The sequence below is a fragment of the Wolbachia endosymbiont (group A) of Udea olivalis genome (genome assembly GCF_964028365.1).
Lineage (GTDB): Bacteria > Pseudomonadota > Alphaproteobacteria > Rickettsiales > Anaplasmataceae > Wolbachia > Wolbachia pipientis.
The window spans coordinates 957,534-978,142 of the sequence record NZ_OZ034773.1 but is presented as its reverse complement, the minus strand read 5'-3'; the positions used below and the strand labels follow the sequence as shown (position 1 = coordinate 978,142).

Annotated in this window: 20 protein-coding genes, 1 tRNA gene and 1 pseudogene; 12 read left to right on the top strand and 10 right to left on the bottom strand. The window is 35.1% G+C overall.

Annotated features, from left to right (window positions below; genetic code table 11):
* Positions 1–148 precede the first annotated feature (148 nt).
* On the top strand, positions 149–844 hold the full coding sequence (uppS, locus tag ABWU32_RS04520) for a polyprenyl diphosphate synthase (RefSeq protein ID WP_015589050.1): 696 nt from the start codon (positions 149–151) through the stop codon (positions 842–844).
* Positions 834–1,460, top strand: coding sequence for a phosphatidate cytidylyltransferase (locus tag ABWU32_RS04515; RefSeq protein ID WP_015589049.1), 627 nt, complete (start codon positions 834–836; stop codon positions 1,458–1,460). Before uppS ends, ABWU32_RS04515 begins: the two co-directional genes overlap by 11 nt.
* Before the next feature lie 16 nt (positions 1,461–1,476).
* Here the strand turns inward: ABWU32_RS04515 and ABWU32_RS04510 are convergent, their stop codons facing one another.
* Both ABWU32_RS04510 and coaD read right to left on the bottom strand, forming a co-directional pair.
* Complete coding sequence (locus ABWU32_RS04510) at positions 1,477–1,668, bottom strand: zinc-finger domain-containing protein (protein ID WP_006279326.1); 192 nt, start codon at positions 1,666–1,668, stop codon at positions 1,477–1,479.
* Between the two features lie 68 nt (positions 1,669–1,736).
* Positions 1,737–2,243: a pantetheine-phosphate adenylyltransferase gene (gene coaD, locus ABWU32_RS04505; protein WP_015589048.1), complete on the bottom strand. Its 507-nt coding sequence runs from the start codon at positions 2,241–2,243 to the stop codon at positions 1,737–1,739.
* A 79-nt stretch (positions 2,244–2,322) separates the two neighbouring features.
* On the opposite strand from coaD, the gene ABWU32_RS04500 reads away from it, so the two are divergent.
* From ABWU32_RS04500 to ABWU32_RS04490, 3 genes and pseudogenes are all read left to right on the top strand, one after another.
* Positions 2,323–2,395, top strand: a tRNA-Phe gene (locus ABWU32_RS04500).
* A 218-nt stretch (positions 2,396–2,613) separates the two neighbouring features.
* Entirely contained in the window at positions 2,614–3,477 is an 864-nt protein-coding gene (locus tag ABWU32_RS04495) for a gamma-glutamyl-gamma-aminobutyrate hydrolase family protein (protein ID WP_015589047.1), read from the top strand.
* Between the two features lie 221 nt (positions 3,478–3,698).
* A pseudogene (locus ABWU32_RS04490) lies at positions 3,699–3,906 on the top strand (IS4 family transposase); the annotation flags it as partial.
* A gap of 67 nt (positions 3,907–3,973) precedes the next feature.
* Here ABWU32_RS04490 and ABWU32_RS04485 read toward each other — a convergent pair.
* From ABWU32_RS04485 to ABWU32_RS04475, 3 genes are all read right to left on the bottom strand, one after another.
* Positions 3,974–4,138: an IS3 family transposase gene (locus ABWU32_RS04485; RefSeq protein ID WP_081600771.1), complete on the bottom strand. Its 165-nt coding sequence runs from the start codon at positions 4,136–4,138 to the stop codon at positions 3,974–3,976.
* A 238-nt stretch (positions 4,139–4,376) separates the two neighbouring features.
* Complete coding sequence (locus ABWU32_RS04480) at positions 4,377–4,592, bottom strand: IS3 family transposase (protein WP_245836010.1); 216 nt, start codon at positions 4,590–4,592, stop codon at positions 4,377–4,379.
* Between the two features lie 147 nt (positions 4,593–4,739).
* Complete coding sequence (locus ABWU32_RS04475; protein WP_038198869.1) at positions 4,740–5,024, bottom strand: transposase; 285 nt, start codon at positions 5,022–5,024, stop codon at positions 4,740–4,742.
* Between the two features lie 85 nt (positions 5,025–5,109).
* On the opposite strand from ABWU32_RS04475, the gene ABWU32_RS04470 reads away from it, so the two are divergent.
* Positions 5,110–5,703, top strand: a complete 594-nt coding sequence (locus ABWU32_RS04470) for a hypothetical protein (protein WP_227738582.1) — start codon at positions 5,110–5,112, stop codon at positions 5,701–5,703.
* Positions 5,704–5,883: 180 nt separating this feature from the next.
* On the opposite strand, the gene gatA is transcribed toward ABWU32_RS04470, so the two are convergent.
* A complete protein-coding gene (gene gatA / locus ABWU32_RS04465; protein WP_015588939.1) occupies positions 5,884–7,353 on the bottom strand; it encodes an Asp-tRNA(Asn)/Glu-tRNA(Gln) amidotransferase subunit GatA in 1,470 nt (489 codons plus the stop codon).
* 389 nt (positions 7,354–7,742) lie between these two features.
* Between gatA and mtaB the strand changes: the two genes are divergently transcribed.
* Together mtaB and ABWU32_RS04455 are read left to right on the top strand one after the other, a co-directional pair.
* Positions 7,743–8,969, top strand: a complete 1,227-nt coding sequence (gene mtaB / locus ABWU32_RS04460; protein ID WP_015588940.1) for a tRNA (N(6)-L-threonylcarbamoyladenosine(37)-C(2))-methylthiotransferase MtaB — start codon at positions 7,743–7,745, stop codon at positions 8,967–8,969.
* Positions 8,970–9,036: 67 nt separating this feature from the next.
* On the top strand, positions 9,037–9,948 hold the full coding sequence (locus ABWU32_RS04455; protein WP_141457201.1) for an outer membrane protein: 912 nt from the start codon (positions 9,037–9,039) through the stop codon (positions 9,946–9,948).
* A gap of 7 nt (positions 9,949–9,955) precedes the next feature.
* On the opposite strand, the gene ABWU32_RS04450 is transcribed toward ABWU32_RS04455, so the two are convergent.
* The 3 genes from ABWU32_RS04450 to ABWU32_RS04440 all read right to left on the bottom strand — a co-directional run bounded on the left by ABWU32_RS04450 (position 9,956) and on the right by ABWU32_RS04440 (position 14,404).
* The gene (locus tag ABWU32_RS04450) at positions 9,956–11,443 is read right to left on the bottom strand and encodes a type II secretion system protein GspD (RefSeq protein WP_015588942.1); all 1,488 of its coding nucleotides are present in this window, start codon (positions 11,441–11,443) and stop codon (positions 9,956–9,958) included.
* A gap of 133 nt (positions 11,444–11,576) precedes the next feature.
* Positions 11,577–12,941 carry an ankyrin repeat domain-containing protein gene (locus tag ABWU32_RS04445; RefSeq protein ID WP_141457199.1) on the bottom strand — a complete coding sequence of 455 codons (1,365 nt, stop codon included), beginning with the start codon at positions 12,939–12,941 and terminating at the stop codon, positions 11,577–11,579.
* 788 nt (positions 12,942–13,729) lie between these two features.
* Positions 13,730–14,404 (bottom strand): septal ring lytic transglycosylase RlpA family protein, encoded by a 675-nt coding sequence (locus ABWU32_RS04440; protein WP_015588944.1) that lies wholly within the window; start codon positions 14,402–14,404, stop codon positions 13,730–13,732.
* Between the two features lie 26 nt (positions 14,405–14,430).
* On the opposite strand from ABWU32_RS04440, the gene murC reads away from it, so the two are divergent.
* From murC to fumC, 4 genes are all read left to right on the top strand, one after another.
* A complete protein-coding gene (gene murC / locus ABWU32_RS04435; RefSeq protein ID WP_353278402.1) occupies positions 14,431–15,927 on the top strand; it encodes a UDP-N-acetylmuramate--L-alanine ligase in 1,497 nt (498 codons plus the stop codon).
* Between the two features lie 4 nt (positions 15,928–15,931).
* Positions 15,932–17,206, top strand: a complete 1,275-nt coding sequence (eno, locus tag ABWU32_RS04430) for a phosphopyruvate hydratase (protein WP_353278400.1) — start codon at positions 15,932–15,934, stop codon at positions 17,204–17,206.
* Positions 17,194–18,216 carry an Obg family GTPase CgtA gene (cgtA, locus tag ABWU32_RS04425; protein WP_174515741.1) on the top strand — a complete coding sequence of 341 codons (1,023 nt, stop codon included), beginning with the start codon at positions 17,194–17,196 and terminating at the stop codon, positions 18,214–18,216. Before eno ends, cgtA begins: the two co-directional genes overlap by 13 nt.
* A 475-nt stretch (positions 18,217–18,691) precedes the next feature.
* A complete protein-coding gene (gene fumC, locus ABWU32_RS04415) occupies positions 18,692–20,086 on the top strand; it encodes a class II fumarate hydratase (RefSeq protein ID WP_015588948.1) in 1,395 nt (464 codons plus the stop codon).
* 194 nt (positions 20,087–20,280) lie between these two features.
* Here the strand turns inward: fumC and grxD are convergent, their stop codons facing one another.
* The gene (gene grxD / locus ABWU32_RS04410; RefSeq protein ID WP_006280013.1) at positions 20,281–20,604 is read right to left on the bottom strand and encodes a Grx4 family monothiol glutaredoxin; all 324 of its coding nucleotides are present in this window, start codon (positions 20,602–20,604) and stop codon (positions 20,281–20,283) included.
* Positions 20,605–20,609: the final 5 nt, after the last annotated feature.

The window sequence follows — 20,609 nt, the reverse complement described above, 5'->3', positions numbered from 1 at the left end:
CACTGGGATGACACCAATTTTGCATTCAAGTATCAACTATTGGTGTCACTACAGTAACTCTCTTCCTGTCATGCAAGTAGCTGACACCTTCCAGGTGTCCATTGAAATCCAAAAAATTTCACTCAAGTCAAAATTAGGTTAAATTTAAATGTTGAATCAAGAATCTTTACCGAAACATTTAGCAATTATTATGGATGGTAATGGTAGATGGGCGAACAATCAAGGAAAGGTAAAAATTGATGGTTATAAAAAGGGCAGTGAAGTTGCATACGATATTGCCAAGTATTGTACGGACCTAACCATACCCTACTTAACTTTGTATGCATTCTCTATGGAGAATTGGCTTAGACCCAAAAACGAAACTGACTGTCTATTTGATTTATTTTACTCCGTTTTAACTAATGAAGATAAAGTCAATTTCATTTGCAACTGTAACATTAAGTTGAATTTTATTGGCAATTTAAGTCTGTTATCCAGTAAAATATTGGATCAAATTAAAAAAGCAGAAGAAATGACACATAAGAACGATGGTTTATTACTCACTGTGGCAGTCAGTTACGGAGCAAAGCAAGAAATTACACAAGCTATAAGCAATATTATAAAAGAAAATATTGCTTATGTATCAGAAGAGGAATTTGAAAAATTTCTGTATACTAAAGATTTGCCAAAATTGGATTTATTAATTCGCACTGGCGGCGAAAAAAGGTTAAGCAACTTTTTATTATGGCAAGCAGCTTATGCTGAATTGTATTTTTGTGATACTTTATGGCCTGATTTTTCTTGTCAAGATTTGAGTAAAGCATTAGAAGATTATACAAAAAGAGAGAAAAAATATGGTAGATAATAATTTTATAATTAGAATGTTGTCCTCAATAGTAATATTATTCATATTTTCCTTTGCTACATATTTCAGTGATTTATCGTTTTACCTATTGATTTTTTCAATAGCAGTTTTATCTTCTTTTGAATGGTATAATCTAACCCAAGGAAATAAAATTTTATACGTTTTTGCATTATTATTGATTGCACTACCAAGCGCCTCATTAATATATTTATATAATCTACCACAGGGAAAATACGCATTAGTATGGTTCGTCTTAACCATTTGGGGAATTGACGTTACTGCCTACCTATTTGGTAAGAATTTTGGTGGAGCTAAAATTTGCCCAATTCTTAGCCCTGGAAAAACTTGGACAGGACTTCTTGGTGCGATTTTAGCTGGAGTAGTGTGCACAATTTTTGGATCAATATTTTTTGGTCTATTTTCAATTTTTTATTCTCCAATCATTGGCCTTGCAATTGCTATTCTAGCGCAACTTGGCGATTTCACTGAGTCGCTTGTTAAAAGAGCTTACGGTGTTAAAGATAGTGGAAATATGATACCTGGCCATGGGGGAGTGCTCGACCGTATGGACAGTTTCATTTTTACTGCCCCTCTTATTGCTATTTACATAAGCTAAGTCTGCAGAAGTGCCATTAGAGTTCATCCCTAGTCAGCTCCCCAACCGCTTCTACAGTGCAGTCATGGACAAACGTCTTTTCACAATAAGGGCAGGCTATTTCCTCTTCTTCTCCCATATCTAAATATATTAATGGATGGCCAGAACCCTCATCATTCTCATCACCATGACAACAAACTTTTCTATTATTAACCCTCACTTTTGACATGCTGCTCCTTTAGCTTATAACATTTTATATATTGAATATACCCATTCAGAAATAAAAAACAACAAGCACTATTCTCCATTTTTTATCCTATTCAGGTTAATCAATTCGTTTTGAACGCCTTTTGATACAAATTTGCTAACATCTTCTCCTAATCTTGCTATTTCCTTTACAAAACTTGATGAGATAAATTGAGTATCTTCAGAAGCAGGAAGAAATATGGTTTCGATTTCAGGAAGAAGTTTATAATTTACCCAGCTCATTTGAAACTCGTAATCAAAATCCGATACTGCTCTTAATCCCCTAATAATAACAGAAGCATTCTGCTCTTTGGCAAACTTCACTAGCAACCCATTAAAAGATATAACATCTGCATCAATTCCTAGTCCTTTGATTTCATTTTCAGCCATGCTTGTGCGTAGCTTTGTGTCAAAGGCAGTATGCTTATTAACGTTTTCTGCAACTCCTATTATTAATTTATCGACTAGTTTACACGCTCTTTTGATTATGTCAATATGCCCAAAAGTTATAGGGTCAAATGTGCCAGGGTAGATTCCTATTTTGTCATTAATGTTCATCCTTTATTTTTATAAACTACTTTAAAAACTTTTGATAGACATAATAACATTTTTTATCTAAAAATAAAAGTATACAGTTGGCCTGATAGCTCAGTTGGTAGAGCAAAGGACTGAAAATCCTTGTGTCGCTGGTTCGATTCCTGCTCAGGCCACCTTCTCTTTCTTGGCAAACTTGCCTTTTTGTTATAAAATACTCTATATCGTAATATAAATATTAGGGAGGCAAGTCATAGTATATAAATATTATAATAAACTATTTAATATCTTATTAATTATAGTTCTATTATTAAGCAATATTACTTATGCTGGCGTTAGTGAAAAACCGGCATCTCAACATGTAACCAGAAAAGAAGAACCAGTGTCAACTGTCTTGACGGCAGAAAATACAGTAAATAATGACGTAGTTGTTGGTTTGTTGAAAACGGAAGAAGCACATGAACTTGGGCTATCTCAAAATATCTATGAGATGTTTAATAACTTTGGGGTTAAGACTGTACTGATTGATTATAATAAGATAATTAGCCTTAAAAAAATTCAGACAGAGTCACTTAATCTCGCAAAACAAGATGAAACATTGGCAAAGAAGCTAACATTAGACCGAATAAAAGTTGAAGTTGCAAAGTTTGTTAAAGAGCACAAAATAAATAGAATATTTATTCCGGATAATTTACACTCAGCACCCACTCCTTGTCGCCAGCTTGTTACTGAAGCAATTGTAAAAATAGTGGATGATAACCCTGTAATTCATTTGCTTGGCATATGTGAAGGCATAATGAATGCAAAGGGAATTGAAGTAGTGAGTGTTGTGAGTGATGAAGAGAAACGAAGATCTCATTTAAAATCAGCACCTAATCCACAGAAAGAGGATGTACCTCTCCAGCAGATAAAGATCGTTCCAAATAGTCGTTTAGCAGAAGTAGTAGCCAAATTCCTAATACCTAATGAAAATGGCTGGTTTTCAACATATTTTCCAGATGCTCATTCAGGAGCAGTAAGTAATACACCAGAAAATAGAAGAAAATTGGAGTCACTTGGATATAAAGTTGCAGCATTTTCCAGTGAGGGGGTAATAGAGGCTATTGAAGATAAGCATGGTAATGTTCACTTTCAAAGTCATCCAGAAGCCCTTGTTGTGAAGTCAGATAAAAACCTCTATTTATCAAATCACAAGGAACGTCAAGTGTCTACACTAGTTGCTATAGCGATTATGAATGATTTTCTTTATCGTGCTTAATGGCTATAGCTTTAGGCTTACCGACGATTTGATAAACGATAGATTTGTCATGTATCCGTTCAGGCAATGGCGTCAACTTAAGGAAAAATATCAGCGATAGTGTATAAAATTTCTCTCCAAATTTTTTATCATTAAATTATCCAAAGAGTGCAAGGGACAGCACTTTTGTTTCTGTTTTATTTCAACAAAGAAGTCTAAAATGTGTCCTTTTTAGGTGAAATATGCAAAAAGGAAAAAACCTTATTCTACAAATTAAAAATATAATATACTCGAAAACTTTTCAGAAAATCCATTGTGTTGAGTTTTACACGAACAAGAAAACTTCCTTTTTCGACAGTATTTTCTATGATTTTAAAGTTAGTTAAAAAAAGTTTGGGAATAGAATGTGAACTTATGGAGCCATTGACATGTGACCTTACCCAGAAAAAGTGGAGAGAAAGTTTGGAATGTTTTTCACAAAGAGAATGATGAATCAAAATGCTCAGGAATGCAATAGTTAATAGTGACGTTGTTTGTTATAAAAAATTTCTATGTATTCAAATATTGCAGTTCTAGTTTGTTGAGCAGAGTGTTGTGAAGTATCAATAAGTATTTCTCTTTTCAATGAGCTAAAGAAGCTTTCCACAACAGAATTGTTGTAACAACAACCTTTATGACTCATCTATGTTTTTTATGGATAAGAGATATTGATAACCTTGCGAAGTATATTGTGAACCTTGATCACTATGTAATAGTAGATTTTTGGCAGGTTTACGCTTGTTAACGTCCATTAATAAAGAGTCCATAACCAATTGTTTATTTATTGAACTGCTCATTAACTACCATGCGTGAATATAGATCGATTATTGTTGCCAAATATAGTCATCCTTCTTTGGTTTTTATATAAGTAATCCCATACTTTATTTGGTTGATCGACAATAAAGTTTTGGTCTAATATATTGGGAGCTACTGTCCGTTTGTTGTTTCTTAATTTTAAATTTTCTTCTCAATATAGCCTGAATACCATTTTTCTGCATAATACTTTGCACTGTTTTTAAGTTGCAACTTTTACCCAAAGCCTTTAATTCAGCATGAATTTTAGGAGCTCCATATCTACATTTAGAAGCTTGATATATTTTTTGAATATCTGCTAATAACTCTTTATTTGCTGATTCTCTACTGCTTATTTTCCTTGTAGTCCACTTATAGTAGCCACTAGCAGAAAACCCTACATAATTCCTGCACTTTATAGTGTTTACTATGCTCTTTTATGAAAAAATATTTTACTCTTTTTGACTGGCCAGGGCTTTTTTTAAAATGTCTCTTTCTCTTGTTACTTTTGCTAACTCTTTCTGTAAATCAAATCTCTCTTTGTCATAAGGTGCTACATCTGGAAATGCATTTGCCGCTGACTTTTTTTCGTTATATTTCTTCATCCATTTTCCTAATACACTATCCCTTATTCCTAGATCTCTTGCTACTTTTGCAACTGGTTGACCTACCTTTCTTTGTTCATTTGCCAGCTTAACAGCTTCCAATTTGAATTCTGCCGTATATTCTCTTGCCATTTCTAATCCTCCAAAATTTTATTTTACCCAAAAAAACTCTTTTCTTTCTCTCCACTTTTTCTGGGTAAGGTCAGTATGGGAAAAGGTGAAAGATGTACTAAAAAACCCAGAGATGATAAAAAAGGAATACCAACGTAGAGTATTAGAAAATAAAAATGATGAATCATCAGAGAAAAAGTTTGCAAGAAGAGAAAATCAAATAAAAGAAGGTATCGAAAAATTAATGGAAGATTATTATAGTCAAGAAAATGCAGGAGAGAAAGGATATATAAGCGAGGAAGAATTTAAACAGACAATGAGAAAAATGAAAGAACGCTTACAAGGGATAGAAGAAGAGAAAAAAAAGGTAGTTGATCAGAAGGCAGTAGAAAAAGGAATAAGTCTTATTATAAATAGCATAAAGAATTTTTATTCTAGTGTAAAATCGAACCTGGAACAGCTAGATTGGCAAACTAAGCGCGGCATTATTAAAGCATTAATAGGACAAATTAACATTGGTTGTGATCAGGTAGAAGTAGGATTTCAGATCGAAGAACCAGCACAGGATGGGGGAATTCTTAATTTGTATCATTGTACTACACATCATAATAAGGGGGTTGGCGAAGGGTGTCAAGCAAGTTTTTTCGTTTCTATAAATCTGGATTTCAGCGTTATGCGCTGGAATGACAACGTGAGGTAAATTTTTCAACATCCCAAAATTACAGAATTCAGTCTGTTTAATTAAGTGTGAACTGTTACACGAAAATTTTGTAAACAGATTAATATACCCTGTTTTTGCTATTCATCTAAAAATGGAACCATAGAGTACGTTGAGGAGCGTAAGCAAATTTTAATGCAAAAATTACTATCAAAAAATAGATTATGCAAGAGGTCTAATTATTCTGCCGCAATTTTGCTCTATCACACTTGCCACATTTAATATTCCAGCTTCATCATAATAATTTCCAATCACTTGCAAGGCAAGTGGTAAACCCTCATTGGAGAGCCCAACAGGAACAGAAATAGCAGGCAATCCTGCCAGACTTGCCGGCACAGTAAACACATCATTGATGCACATAATTAGCGGATCTGGCTTTTCATTTAAGCCAAAAGCTTCTGTTGGAGCAGATGGCACAAGTATGTAATCTATTTTTTCAAACGCTTTTATAAAATCATTTCTGATTAATGCCCTAATGCACTGCGCTTTTTCGTAATATTCATTATGATGACCTGAAGAAAGCGCATAAGCGCCAATTAAAATTCTTCTTTTCACCTCTTTACCGAAACCTTCTGCTCTTGTTAGTGAATACATTTCTTCAAGGGTATCAGCATCAACCCTGAACCCATAACGCACACCGTCATAACGAGCAAGATTGGATGAAGTTTCAGCAGAACAAATTAAATAATAGACTGGTATTGCATATTTAGTATGTGGCAGAGTAACGTCAACAACTTCAGCGCCATTTTCTTTTAAATAGGAAGCAACTTTCTCCCAATTATGGACTATTTCCTCTGAAATTCCATCCATCCTATATTCTTTTGGTATACCAATACGCTTACCCTTAACATCACCATTTATAAAGCTGGAAAATTTAGGTGCTGGCTTTCTACTTGATATTGAATCTTTTGTATCATAGCCACAGATTGCTTCCAGCATTAATGCTGAATCAGAGACAGAACGAGTAATGACTCCTGCTTGATCTAGAGAACTCGCAAATGCAATCATACCAAAACGCGAGCATCTTCCATAAGTTGGCTTTATTCCAACTACTCCACAGTAAGCTGCTGGTTGGCGTACAGATCCACCGGTGTCACTCCCTAGTGCTCCAGCGCATAAAAATCCAGCCACCGATGCTGCAGATCCACCAGATGATCCACCAGGAACAACTTTTTCCCCATCACTTTTTCTAATCCACACATTTTCGACAGGGCCAAAATAGCTGTTTGTGTTCGCAGAACCCATAGCAAATTCATCCATATTAAGCTTACCGAGCATGGCTGCTCCACTTTTTAAAAGCAAGTCAGACACCGTAGATTCGTAAGTCGGAACGAAATTTTCCAGCATTTTTGAGCATGCTGTTGTTTTTATTCCTTTTGTACAGAATAGATCTTTGATGCCAACTGGTACACCCATGAGCGGCGAGATTAAATCATCCTTTTGCCTAGAGAAATATTCATCTGCAGCTTTAGCAGCTTTCATTGCTATCTCTGGGGTTTTTGTTATAAATGCATTTAATTTCTCATTTTCAACCGCACTGATGTGCGCCTCTACGAGTTCAACGGCAGAAAAACTCTTTTTTTTGAGCCCGTCATGCATTTGTGTAATACTTAACTTTCTTAGTTCATTCATCAATATTTAATTTTTAGCAAGACGTTAATTATAACATGGCACGATAAAAAATCCATACATTTATAGTTACAGCTAGAAATGTAGCTAAGGTAACTTAGATTCACCGACAATCGTCATCCCGCTACTTGTTAGCGGCTAAGAGATACCGCAGCGGTATGACGTAGAAGCTATACTTTTATACTCACCAACTCAGTATCCAATCCGGATTGTATCTTAAAAAGGTCAAAAGACTATAATAAGCAAAGGAGTGATACTGTGTCTGAGTGAAAATCGTTGAGATCCCAGTGTCTGCTGCTTGCATAGCATTTATTTACAAAAAAATAGTCATGCAAGAGACTTTGCTTGGATATTTGATATAATTTAGGTCTATTAAAGCAAAAAATACTAACATGAATGAAGTGATAACATTTGGTTGTCGTCTAAATTTTTACGAGAGCGAGTTAATCAAAGAAGCATTAAAAAAAGCAAAGAGAGAAAATGTTGTTGTGGTGCATAGCTGTGCAGTGACAAACGAAGCAGAACGTCAGGTAAAGCAAAAGATACGTAAGATTTACAAAAATGATCCAAATAAAGAAATTATCGTAGTTGGTTGTGCTGTTCAGTTGGATCCAGAAGTTTACAGTAGCATTCCTGGTGTAAGTAAAGTGCTCGGTAATCAAGATAAGCTAAAAGCTGAAAATTACTTACTAAATGACGATAAAATCTTGGTCAGTGATAACCAAGTAGAACCTGTTCTAATTAATGGATTTGAAGATAAGTCAAGGGCATTTATTGAAATTCAAAATGGTTGTAATCATAGCTGCACATTTTGTTCAATTACTGAGGCAAGAGGGAATAATCGATCTGTGCCAATAAACAGTATTATAGAGCAAATCAGGATCTTTGTAGAAAATGGATATCAAGAAGTAGTGTTTACAGGGGTTGATATTACTGACTTTGGTACAGATTTGTTGGGTAAGCCATCACTTGGTTCAATGATTAGGAGAGTTTTAAAGGATATACCAGAGTTGAAGAGGCTAAGACTTTCCTCTATCGATGTTGCTGAAGTTGACGACGAATTAATGGATTTAATAGCTAATGAGTCAAGACTTATGCCTCATTTACATTTGAGTCTACAATCTGGTAATAATTTAATACTAAAGAGAATGAAGCGTCGTCACAACAGAGAGCAAGTGATAGAATTTTATCATAAAATGAAGAGCTTGAGACCTAATATAGCATTTGGCGCTGATATTATTGCTGGATTTCCAACAGAAACTGATGAAATGTTTCAGGATACGGTTGATCTACTAAAAAAAATAAATGTAGTTTACCTACATGCTTTTCCATATTCAGAGCGGAAAAATACACCTGCTGCACGGATGCCGCAAATACCAGAAAATGTACGTAAAGAACGGGTAAAGCACCTAAGAGAGGTGAATAAGGAAATGATGAGCAGTTTTTATCAATCTTTGCTCAGCACCGAGCAAAGCGTTCTGGTTGAGCAAAATCATATCGGTAGAACAGAAAATTTTGCATTAGTAAAGCTTGAACCAAAAGCTCAAGCCAAGAGTATTGTGAAAGTTAATGTTAAAGGAGTGGAAAATAATTATCTAATCGGAAGTATCTTACCTTAATTTTTTGTACATTAAAGAAATATATGATATAGTAGTTATACTATAAATGATAATTATGGGTTCATTTGTGATAACTAAAATATCTATTGCTTTATTTTTAATTTTCATTCCATGTGTCTATTTTTTTATTACTTATATTAGTAATAGTACACACATTGAGCAAGTACAACCCTTAAAATTAGAAACAGACAATGATGAAAGTGTGATACGTTCTGAGGAGGTTACTGCAAAAGAAATACCAATAAAATATCAAGAACTTGAAAGTAGTCCACCTTCTGTTTTCCAAGTAGCTGATCAGAAAAATATGTGGTCACGTATTGCAGATCAAGCTGAGCCTACAAAAGAAAAATCAAAAAAACTTGATTTTTATGTTAGCGCTAACGGTGGTAAGGTATACCATGATAATTCAGAAATATTTGTAAAGGGTATAAAGGCAATAGGGGAGAGAGTCCTAACTTTAGTTGAAAGTCATTATGGTTTTATAATAAAAAATATAGTGGCAGATGAAATTAAAAGTATACAGCAATTTGATGGTAAAATTGATTTCCAGTGGTTTAGCAGCATGTCTTTAGGTTACTATGCTGGAGAAAATGGTAAAATTGATTTTGAAGCCGCGTATTCTATAGCCAATATTGAAGATAGTAATTCTCCTCCGGTATTTGATAAATCAGCAAGTATATTTGCGTTTTTGTTAAACTTCTATTATAATCCCAGCGTTCAGGATACACAATTTGCTCCGTACATCGGTCTTGGTATAGGACCAACAGTTTTTAGATTAAAAAGGATTAATGGGTCACCCCAAAATTCAATGCCACTGAATGTTCCTTGGTTTGCTTATCAAATAAAACTTGGTGTTGATTATTCAATAATCCCAGAAATCAAAACCTTTCTCGGCTATCGTTACTTTAGCGTTCCGATACCTGTTGCAGATGACATATCTACTCACAATATTGAAGTTGGTTTGATATTTAATTTTTAGTGATAATTTAATATATATATAAATTCTTATCTTTTCTATCTAACAAACCAAATGTTGGTACGATTGTTGCTTTTAAAAAAATGACAGTTTCTACTGTTCTAATATTATTCGCTAGCCTTTTTGATTTCTGATGCAATAAGCTTTGCTTATCTTCTCTATGTTCTATAAGCCCGCCGATTACCATAATTTCACCGCTCTTAATTTTTAACATAGAGTTCATTTCTCTGATTTCAACAATTGGAATGTCGCTATTTAATTTCATTTTACTCTGCTGTGCGACGTACTCTATATCTGGATCTTTAGTGTAGCCGTTAATTCTTGATAAAGTTGGATGTATATCCATGAATATTTCACTAGTATCAATGTTAATGCTTGGGTGGATTATTAGCACAACACCTATTGGGACGCTATTCATCTTGGTAATTAAGGTCTGATTAGAGTTTCTAGTATCTTTTTGTATATCGGAGGTAAAATAAATATGGTTTTTAGTAAATGAAATCATCGCTTGCTGATTATTTATAGCATGTACTCTGGGGCTTGAAATTACAGTTGAAGTGCCAAATTTGTCTAAATTTTTTACTAAATCTCCTAGATCATTTGCACCAAAGTTCATTGCTAGGTTAATAATGGAGTTATCTTGATTTATTATAGACTTAGTTCCATCTTGTAAGTCATTTAAGTTCATACCAGAAAGGTATTTGTCATCTAGCACAACTTCAACTATTTTTGCCTCTATCATTACTTGAGAAGACGCTAACTTCTTAACCTTATTAATATATTCTTCAACAGCTTTGTGGATATCTTTTCTAGCATTCAAAATAATAACACCAGCTTCTCTGTTGGATGAAAGGAATTCGCCATCATCCACCCCGTTAACATCCATTATTGCATTCAAGCCTTTTTCTAATGAATTCCATAAGTCACTACTGTATTGAGACTTCATAACATTGTTATAGTCCCTATCAACGTTACTTCCATCACTGTTAGTAATATTGTTATTAATGACGAAACTGCTTTGAGCAGAATGTTGAATATTGATGAAGTCTACGTAATAATTTTGTGCGTATGGCAAGTCCTGCTCAATTCTAATTACACCATTACTTGTTGAGTAACGCAGTTTGGCGCTATTTGCTATACTCTGAATTACTTCGTTTATATCCTTATCTTTTAGCTTTAAAATAATATTACCTGATATTTTTGGGTCCATATCCAAGTTAACGTCAGAAAGTTTTCCTATCTCAATCAGCAAATCCTTTACTGATACTTCTTCACTAACATTAATAGAAATAAGCTGATTACTGATTGTGAGATCGGGAAACTCTATTGGTAAAGGCATAATTTCTGGTATTGCCGGTTCATTAATCTCCAAAGAGGTGTTATATTGTTGCAACGGATAATCGTGCTTATAATTGTCTATGTTAATAGGATATTGCTTGGTAGGTAGATGTGTGCAAGAAATAATGAAGAGGAGTATTAAGCATTTAAAAATAGCCATTAGAACAGCATATAGATCTATACTAATAGATTTCTATAAAAATATTAAAAATGTATTTAATTTCGTTTTCATCGAGCAGATAATTGTCATATATTAGCTTTGGCTATGTATTTTTTGTATACTCTTCTTGTACTTAAATGTAGACCAGCATAGCCTTAGTTTTTTTATATATTTTACTTCTTTCTCTATATTTAATAATAGGCTTGAAAATAAATGGTAAGCCTATAATTGTTAGGCTTAGAGCTAGGGTTGAAAGTATACAACAGGCTTTGTGTTTACTATGTAGCTCTTTCAGGTAAAGCATCAAAAATCTGCAAAATTTTTTGTAATTTTCTTCGATGTTTTTTTTGCTATGAGCCTTGCTAATGAACATATCTATTGCGGTATGACCGTTATTACACTTAATGTTAAGGTCTGCACCTTTTTCTATTAATAGCTGAGCTATATCAAAATAATCCTTTTGAACAGCAAGATGTAGAGGTGCAAAACCTTGTTGCTCACAAATGTTCATATTGGCTCTAACTTCCAATAACATTTTCACAATTTTTGTATGGCCTTTTTTAACTGCCAGTAGCAAGGGAGTTCTGTTACATTTAGTAACAGCATTAATGTTTACCTTAAGCCTCAATAAGAGCTTAACTGTTTTAGTGTTACCATTATGGCTAGCTTTATGCAGCCTGGCGTTGCCATTAAAATCTTGATCATTTGCATCTATTCCTTTTGATACAAGAAATGTTACCATTTTTCTATTATTATGCTCAATAGCGCAATCTAATGCATCAAAACCATGATTGTTTTTTGTGCAAAAAAACTCTTTAAGTTTAATTTTATCGTTACTTGCTTGCTGTTTTTTTGCAATAAGCTTTACTATTTGCATTTTGTTGTTATACGCTGCTAGGAAAAGCGTAGTGTTATTTTCTGCATCTTTGGCTTCTATATTTGCACCTTTCTTTATCAGATATTCTATAATTTCTGCTCTGCTGTCATAATGTGCGGTGCATTGATAAATGGTTAAAAACAAAGGAGTACGAAAATTGTTATCTTCACATTCGAGATTTGCTCCGCTATCAATTAAAATTTGGACGCTTTTTTTAGAACCGTATAGTGAAGCTATATGAAGAGGAGTATAGCCCTCTTTGACATCTTTTTCATTAATTTTTGCGCCTTTTGTTATCAAAAAATCTATTAATTCCGTGTCATCTTGTAGTGCAGCAAGGTGCAGTGGAGTAAATCCATTTTTATCCTTGGAATTAATTGTCAGTTGATTAACAAAAAGTTTAGCAACTTTCTTGTGTCCATGCATAATGGCATAATGCAGTGGATTTCTATTTTCGTTGTCTACGACATTGAAATCAGCTTCGTGCTCTAGTAATGACTTTACTCCAACTAAATCACCTTCTTTTGTGAACTTGTGCAAGAGAGTGATTCCACTTGCATCTTTTGAGTTAATATCAAATCCATTTTCTACTAATTGGTTTATATCTTCCTCACGCGCCATATCACTTAAATCTCTAATTAAACTCTTTTCGCGTTAATAATACTCCTACTTGATTAAGTTTAAATGAATCTGTGAGAAATGGCTAGTGCATTCTTGCATAACAAACTTTTGGCAGCGCATTGGATGAAACGAAAAACTTACTTGACAAACTCCGCCAGCCCTCTTATCATGAAACTGAAGCTATTTATTTATCTTCGCAATCTCTGCAGTGGATTAATGACAAAAAACTTAATGTATTTGGCGTAAATCATGCTTAATTTTTTGCACTATGTGCACCTCATGTCTTTATAAAACTTTTAGGTTTCTACCTATACAAGCCGAAACGCGCTTATAAAGTGTTTAAGACAGTAAAAGACGTCAAATAGACAAGGGAGAATTTGAATACTAGCTACCCTAGGGTTTCTTTGCCTTTTTTTTTATTTGGTAAATTTCTTAATATTTATAGCTAAACGACAACTGTCATTCCTGTAAAGGTCAAGTATCCCGCTACTTGTTAGCGGCTGAGATACCGCGAATGAATCGCGGTATGACGGTTAGCGGCGGCATGACGTAGGATTGCTGTCATTTCGCTACTTGTTAGCGGCTGAGATACCGCGAATAAATCGCGGTATGACGGTTAGCGGTGGCGTGACGATAAGCTCGTCATTCCGCTACGTGTTAGCGGCTAAGAGATATCGCGGTGGTATAGCTATAAATTGTTGATATCTTTTTTATATCACATTTTTAACTTACAATAGTTAGCCAGCGTTTCTGACATTAACCAAATTTTTCAAATTCTGCACTCACCACTACCTATAACTCACTTTCACGCAATATTGATCGTTCTTAAAAAGCAATCTAACATTTTTTATTCCTTGATTGCGAAGCTTTGATGCAGCTGATTTAGCAGCCTGAGCACTTTTAAAAAATGCAACATATCCCTTACTTTCTGCACTGTCTTGTTTTGGGTGACGTTTCTGTATTTCTTTTTCATACTGCTTTCTGTAATGAGGAGTATTTTGTATCAATTGTTCTGACATCTTTCTTAGGTATTGGACTTTTACTTTTGCAAGCCCAGATTTATGAAATCCTAAGACTTGAGCTGCTTTTTCTGATAAGTCTATTATTCTACCTTCAATAAATGGTCCTCTATCGTTAACCCTTGTAACAAGCTTTCTTCCATTTTCTAAATTAGTGACAAGAACAAAGCAGGGTAGGGGCAAAGTCTTATGCGCTGCAGAGATCAAGTGACGGTTAAACACTTCACCATTTGCTGTAAGCGTGCCATGATCTTCTATTCCATACCACGACGCTGTCCCTATCTCTTCATAGTGTTTACAGTTTTTTGGATAATAAGTTATACCATTTATTGTGTAGCTGCTGCCAATTTTGTAATGACCTGCAGTGCAATTAAACCTGTTGCTAAAACTGCAACTACTCATCAAAACGAATATTAGACATAGGAAGGCTAGGTTTTTTATCATTGTATTCGGTAAGAGGGTTCGATACTATGAGGATTTTAAATTATACTATAATAAATTTAGTAATGAGTAAACATCTACTGCTAAATATTAACAAAACTCAAGAAGGAATAATACATATTATTGGTATAGGTGGAATCGGAATGAGTGCCATTGCTGAAATTCTTCACAATTCCAATTACAAAGTTCAAGGCAGTGATGCGCAGTCAAACAACAATGTAGATAGATTACAAAAGCTGGGTATAGAAGTTTACATTGGTCACAATGCTGATAATATAAGCCAAGCTCAAATAGTTGTATATTCTTCTGCGATAGAATCTGATAATGTGGAGTTAATTGCGGCAAAAAATAACAATAAAATCGTTTTGCATAGATCAAACATGCTTGCTGAACTTTTAAGAGATAAATATGTGATAGCGGTTTCAGGTTCAAGCGGAAAGACAACAACAACCGCTATGATTGCTTCCATTTTTGATCATTCTAGCATTGATGCGACTGTAACTGTAGGAGGGATATTAAATTCCTATAAGAGCAACTTCAAACTTGGAGGGAGTGACACTTTTCTGATCGAGGCTGATGAGTCTGATGGAACTATGCTAAAAATCCCTGCAAAGATTGCTGTCATAACAAGTATCAACAATGACCACATAGATTATTACGGCACATTTGATAATATCAAAAATGCATTTTCCCAATTCGTGAATAATGCAGGTTCTGCAGTTTTACCTGATTCTGTAGACATCGATTATGATGCGGGTAATTCTATAACGTTTGGGTTTGAGAATGGTAGCATAAGAGCCAGCAACATTAAACAGCATGCTAACAGCATAGAATTTGATGTGTTGAACAACTGGATTCCAGCATTACGTGCTGGAATGACAAAAGGAAAGTGTACAGAGATGTCATCCCAGTGCGTGACACTGGGATCCAGCCCTTTAAAAAACATAGTACTATCAAATGCAATTGGAATTCACAAAGTAAGCAACGCCCTAGCTGCAATATCAGTTGCGATAAAGCTCGGAATTAGCGATGCAGAGATTAAAAAAGGCCTTTTGGAATTTCAAGGAGTAGCAAGAAGATTCTCTTTGATTGCCGATATTAAAGGTGTTAAGTTAATTGAGGATTATGCCCATCATCCAAATGAAATATATGCAACTTTAACGGCTGCACGTTCGATTACTAAAGGAAAAGTAATAGGAATTATCGAACCACTTCGTTTTGCCCGCATTCGTAATTTTTTTGATGAATTCATACGAATTTTCATGATGTTTGATTATGTCATCCTCACTCCTGTTCATCCCCCAGAAGACAATCCTATTCCTGGTTGTGGGATTGATGATATACAAAAAGCTTTAATCAGTAATGGATTTAATAACACAAAAATTATGAATGATGCTTTGCTCATTTCACATTTTATTAGTGATTCGACAAGTCCAAGTGATATAGTATTATTTATTGGTGCTGGTAGTAATATAGCTAAGCTAGCAAAAGAAACTGCAGCACTTATTGCGGAAGTTAAGGTTTAATGTAATGAATAAGATAATCAATAACGTATTTGCAAGAGAAATTTTAGATAGCAGGGGTTACCCCACTATTGAGGTAGAAATTGAGCTCTGTGATGGCGCAATAGGCAGGGCATCTGTACCTTCTGGAGCTTCAACTGGTAAATTAGAAGCCTTGGAACTCAGGGACCAAGATGAGAAAAGGTATTGTGGTAAGGGAGTGCTGAAAGCTGTTCAAGCTGTAAATGGGATAATAGCAGATGAAATCATTGGAATGAATGCAGCGGACCAAAATGCAATTGATAAAGCATTAATTGAACTGGATGGAACAAAAAACAAATCAAAACTTGGAGCAAATGCAACTTTGGGTGTGTCTCTTGCAGTTGCAAAAGCAGCAGCAAACAGTTTCAAAATGCCGCTATATAGATATTTGGGAGGAAAGCAGACGAGTGTTATGCCGGTTCCACTCATTAACATAATTAATGGTGGAGTACATGCAGACAATAAGCTCGATTTCCAAGAATTCATGATTCTTCCGGTCGGTGCTGAGACTTTCAGCGAAGCGATTAGAATATCTGCGGAGGTATTCCACAACTTACGTAGCATTCTTAAGAAAAAAGGTTATAGCATAAATGTAGGGGATGAAGGTGGTTTTGCACCAAATATTGAAAGTACTGAAGAAGCACTTGATTTGATCATATACGCTATAGAATCAGCAGGTTATTCAGCGCAAAGTGATTTTGCACTAGGCCTTGATGTTGCTTCATCTACTTTTTATGAAGATGGAATTTACGAATTTGAAAGTAAGGGGCTTACTTCAGAAGAGTTAACCGAATATTATTGTAACCTTGTGGAAAGATATCCAATAATTTCTATAGAAGATGCAATGAGTGAAGACGACTATGAAGGCTGGAAATTGCTTACTGCAAAACTAGGGAATAAAATTCAATTGGTCGGGGATGATTTATTTGTTACAAATTGTGAACTAATACGTAAAGGAATAGAGGAAAAAATGGCAAATGCTGTACTGATCAAGCCAAATCAAATAGGGACGTTAACAGAAACGTTTAATGCAATTGAAATGGCAAAATCAAATGGCTATAAAGCTGTTGTTTCTCATCGCTCAGGTGAAACAGAAGACACAACAATATCTCATATAGCAGTTGCGTCAAATTGCGGGCAAATAAAAACCGGGTCGCTATCGCGTTCTGATAGACTCGCGAAGTATAATGAGCTAATGAGAATAGAAAGCACGTTAGGAAAGGATGCTAAATATTGTCGTGGGTTAGCATGGGTTTTATAGACGAAGTAAAATTGTGTTTAAAAGCCGGTGACGGTGGTGATGGCTGTGCAAGTTTTCGTCGAGAAAAGTTCGTTGAATTTGGTGGTCCAAATGGTGGTAATGGAGGAAAGGGTGGAAACATAGTTTTCATCAGCGACGCTAATCTCAACACTTTGCTTCATTTTCGTTATAGAAGACACATTAAAGCAGATAGTGGAAAAAATGGTGCAGGCAGGGATAGATCTGGCACAGCAGGGAAAGACGTTATACTTAAAGTTCCAGTCGGTGCACAAATAATTGATGAAGAAAGTGAAGAGATAATAGTAGACCTTGACAAGCCTGGTATGGAATTTCAAGTAGCACAGGGTGGAAAAGGTGGACTTGGAAATACTAATTTTAAATCTTCTACTAATAAGGCACCAAGACATTTTACTTACGGTCAGCCTGGCGAAGAAAAACATGTATTATTAAAACTAAAAGTTTTATCAGATGTTGGAATTATTGGCATGCCAAACGCAGGTAAATCAAAATTTTTGACTCGCTGCTCAAATTCCGATACAAAAGTAGGCGATTATCCATTTACCACCGTAAGACCTCATTTAGGCATGGTAAAAGTGGATGATAGCGAAGTTGTAATAGCAGATATTCCTGGAATAATTACTGATGCTCACCTTGGAGTTGGGCTCGGGCATAAATTTTTAAAGCACATAGAAAGGTGTCAAATTTTACTTCATTTAATCGATGTAACTCACGATGACGTTGTTTCGGCTTATAGTTGTATCCATAATGAATTGGAACTTTACAATAGTGATCTTGTTGAAAAAGAAGAGATTGTAGTATTAAACAAATGCGACTTATTGAGGGAAGCAGAAATTCTGGAAAAGAAGAATCACCTAGCTAATTATCTCAATAAAGAAGTGCTGTGCTTATCAATTAATGGTGATTTACAGCCTATTTTAAGATTATTAAGTGAAAAATTGAAAAAGAGTAATTCTAAGGAAATCGATGTATATGATCCTTTTAAGATGTGAATTTCATTTATTTTATCATATAACTAGAATATATTTGTACGAACATTTGTTTTTGTTAAACACAACAAATCCCAGTGTCAGCTACTTGCATCTACCACACAACTGTACGAACATTGCAATTTGCAGGCAATTTGCGTGGCAGATGGTGTCATCCCAGTGCCCAGACACTGGGATCCAGCCTTTTCATAATCATCAAAACGTTGTATTTTAACATAAAACGGCTACTTTTATGCTTACCAACTTAATAAAATTTCTGGATCCAAGTGTCAAGCACTGTGATGACATCATAGGGGCGCTGGGATGACACCCTCCTGCTAGACAATGTTCGTACAGTTGTACATCTACCATGCAAGTTACCTGAAAATTGCAATGTTCGTACACTTGACTACTTGGATCTAGTATGATTTAATTAACCAAGAAGTAGGCATGAAAAAATTATGTAGTGAACCAGTTTGCATAACACCAGGAGGAAAATATGGATAGAAAGACGAGAATAGAATCAGACAGCTTAGGGGAAGTAAAAGTACCAAGTGAACATTACTGGGGAGCGCAGACTCAGCGTTCTTTAGAAAATTTTAAGATTGGCACAGAAAAAATGCCAGAGCCTCTGATTAAAGCATTAGCAATAGTAAAACTTGCAGCAGCACATGTTAACATGAAGCAGGGTAGCATAGATAATAAGGTAGGGGACGCAATCTGCGCAGCCGCAAAGGAAGTAATAGATGGCAAATTTAATAATGAATTTCCGCTTGTTGTTTGGCAAACCGGATCCGGAACGCAGACTAATATGAATATGAATGAAGTGATCAGCAATCGCGCAATAGAGATTTTAGGTGGTAATTTGGGTAGTAAATCTCCGATACATCCAAATGATCATGTGAATTATGGTCAGTCGTCAAATGACACCTTTCCAACAGCAATGCATATAGCAGCAGCAGACCAGATAAACCGCTTGCTTATTCCAAATCTTGAAAAATTGCATAAGGTGCTGGATAATAAGGTTCAGGAATTTAAAGATATAATAAAAGTAGGACGTACTCATCTGCAAGATGCAACGCCCCTAACACTAGGACAGGAGTTTTCTGGCTATGCAGCCCAGATTAAAAAGGGGATAGAGAGAGTAAAATCAACTTTAAGTGATATATATGAGCTTGCACAAGGTGGCACTGCGGTTGGCACGGGACTCAATACTAAAAAGGGTTTTGCTGAAGATTTTGCAAAGCAAGTTGCAGGAATTACTAACCTTCCATTTACTTCAGCAGGCAATAAATTTGAAGCGCTAGCAGCAAATGATGCTTTAGTTGAGCTCAGTGGAACACTCAATACAGTAGCAGTCAGTTTAATGAAAATTGCAAATGATATAAGGCTGCTTGGTTCTGGTCCAAGATGCGGAATTGGGGAAATAATGTTACCGGAAAATGAGCCTGGTTCTTCAATTATGCCAGGTAAAGTGAATCCAACTCAGTGTGAAGCGGTGACTATGGTATGCACTCAAGTTATGGGAAATCATGTTGCTGTAACCATTAGTGGTTCAAACGGTCATTTTGAATTGAATGTGTTTAAGCCAGTGATAATTTACAATGTTTTGCAGTCTATAAGACTTTTAGCTGACGCAAGTTTAAATTTTACAGAAAAATGTGTAGTTGGTATTAAAGCAAATGAAGAGAGGATAAAAGATTTACTGAATCAGTCGTTGATGTTGGTCACTATATTAAATACGCATATAGGGTATGACAATGCAGCAAAAATAGCGAAGCTTGCTTATAAAGAAAATATCACTCTAAAAGAAGCAGCAGCAAAACTTCAACTGCTCACTGAGGAAGAGTTTGAAAGGATAGTGAAACCAGAAGAAATGGTAAATTATTTGTAATCGCTCACACTTAATTCTTCAATCTCACTAATAGAAAGGCCAGTAAACTTGACAATAGTGTTAACATCAACATTATTATCTTGCTTTGTCTACCTTATTTTGCCGCTCCCCTGAACGGATACGGTTTAAGACATAAGATCCTTTTTCATAGCTATACTACGTTATCCAGCGTCTGGGCACTGGTTTCTTGGTACTTATTCCGCAATAATTTTTTTTTCCTTCAATAAACTTTGCAGTTCGCCTTTTTCGTACATCTCGCGAGTGATGTCGCAACCACCAATAAACTCTTCCTTTATATATAATTGTGGAATTGTTGGCCAATCAGAAAACTTTTTTATAGATTCACGTATTTCATCATTCTCCAACACGTTAATATACTTAAACTTCACGTTCAATTTTTTTAGGATTGACACGACGAGTCCAGAGAATCCGCATTGAGGAAAATCAGAAGTGCCTTTCATATACAATACCACATCATTTTCTGTTATATCTTTTTTTATTTGTTCAAAATTGCTCATAAATT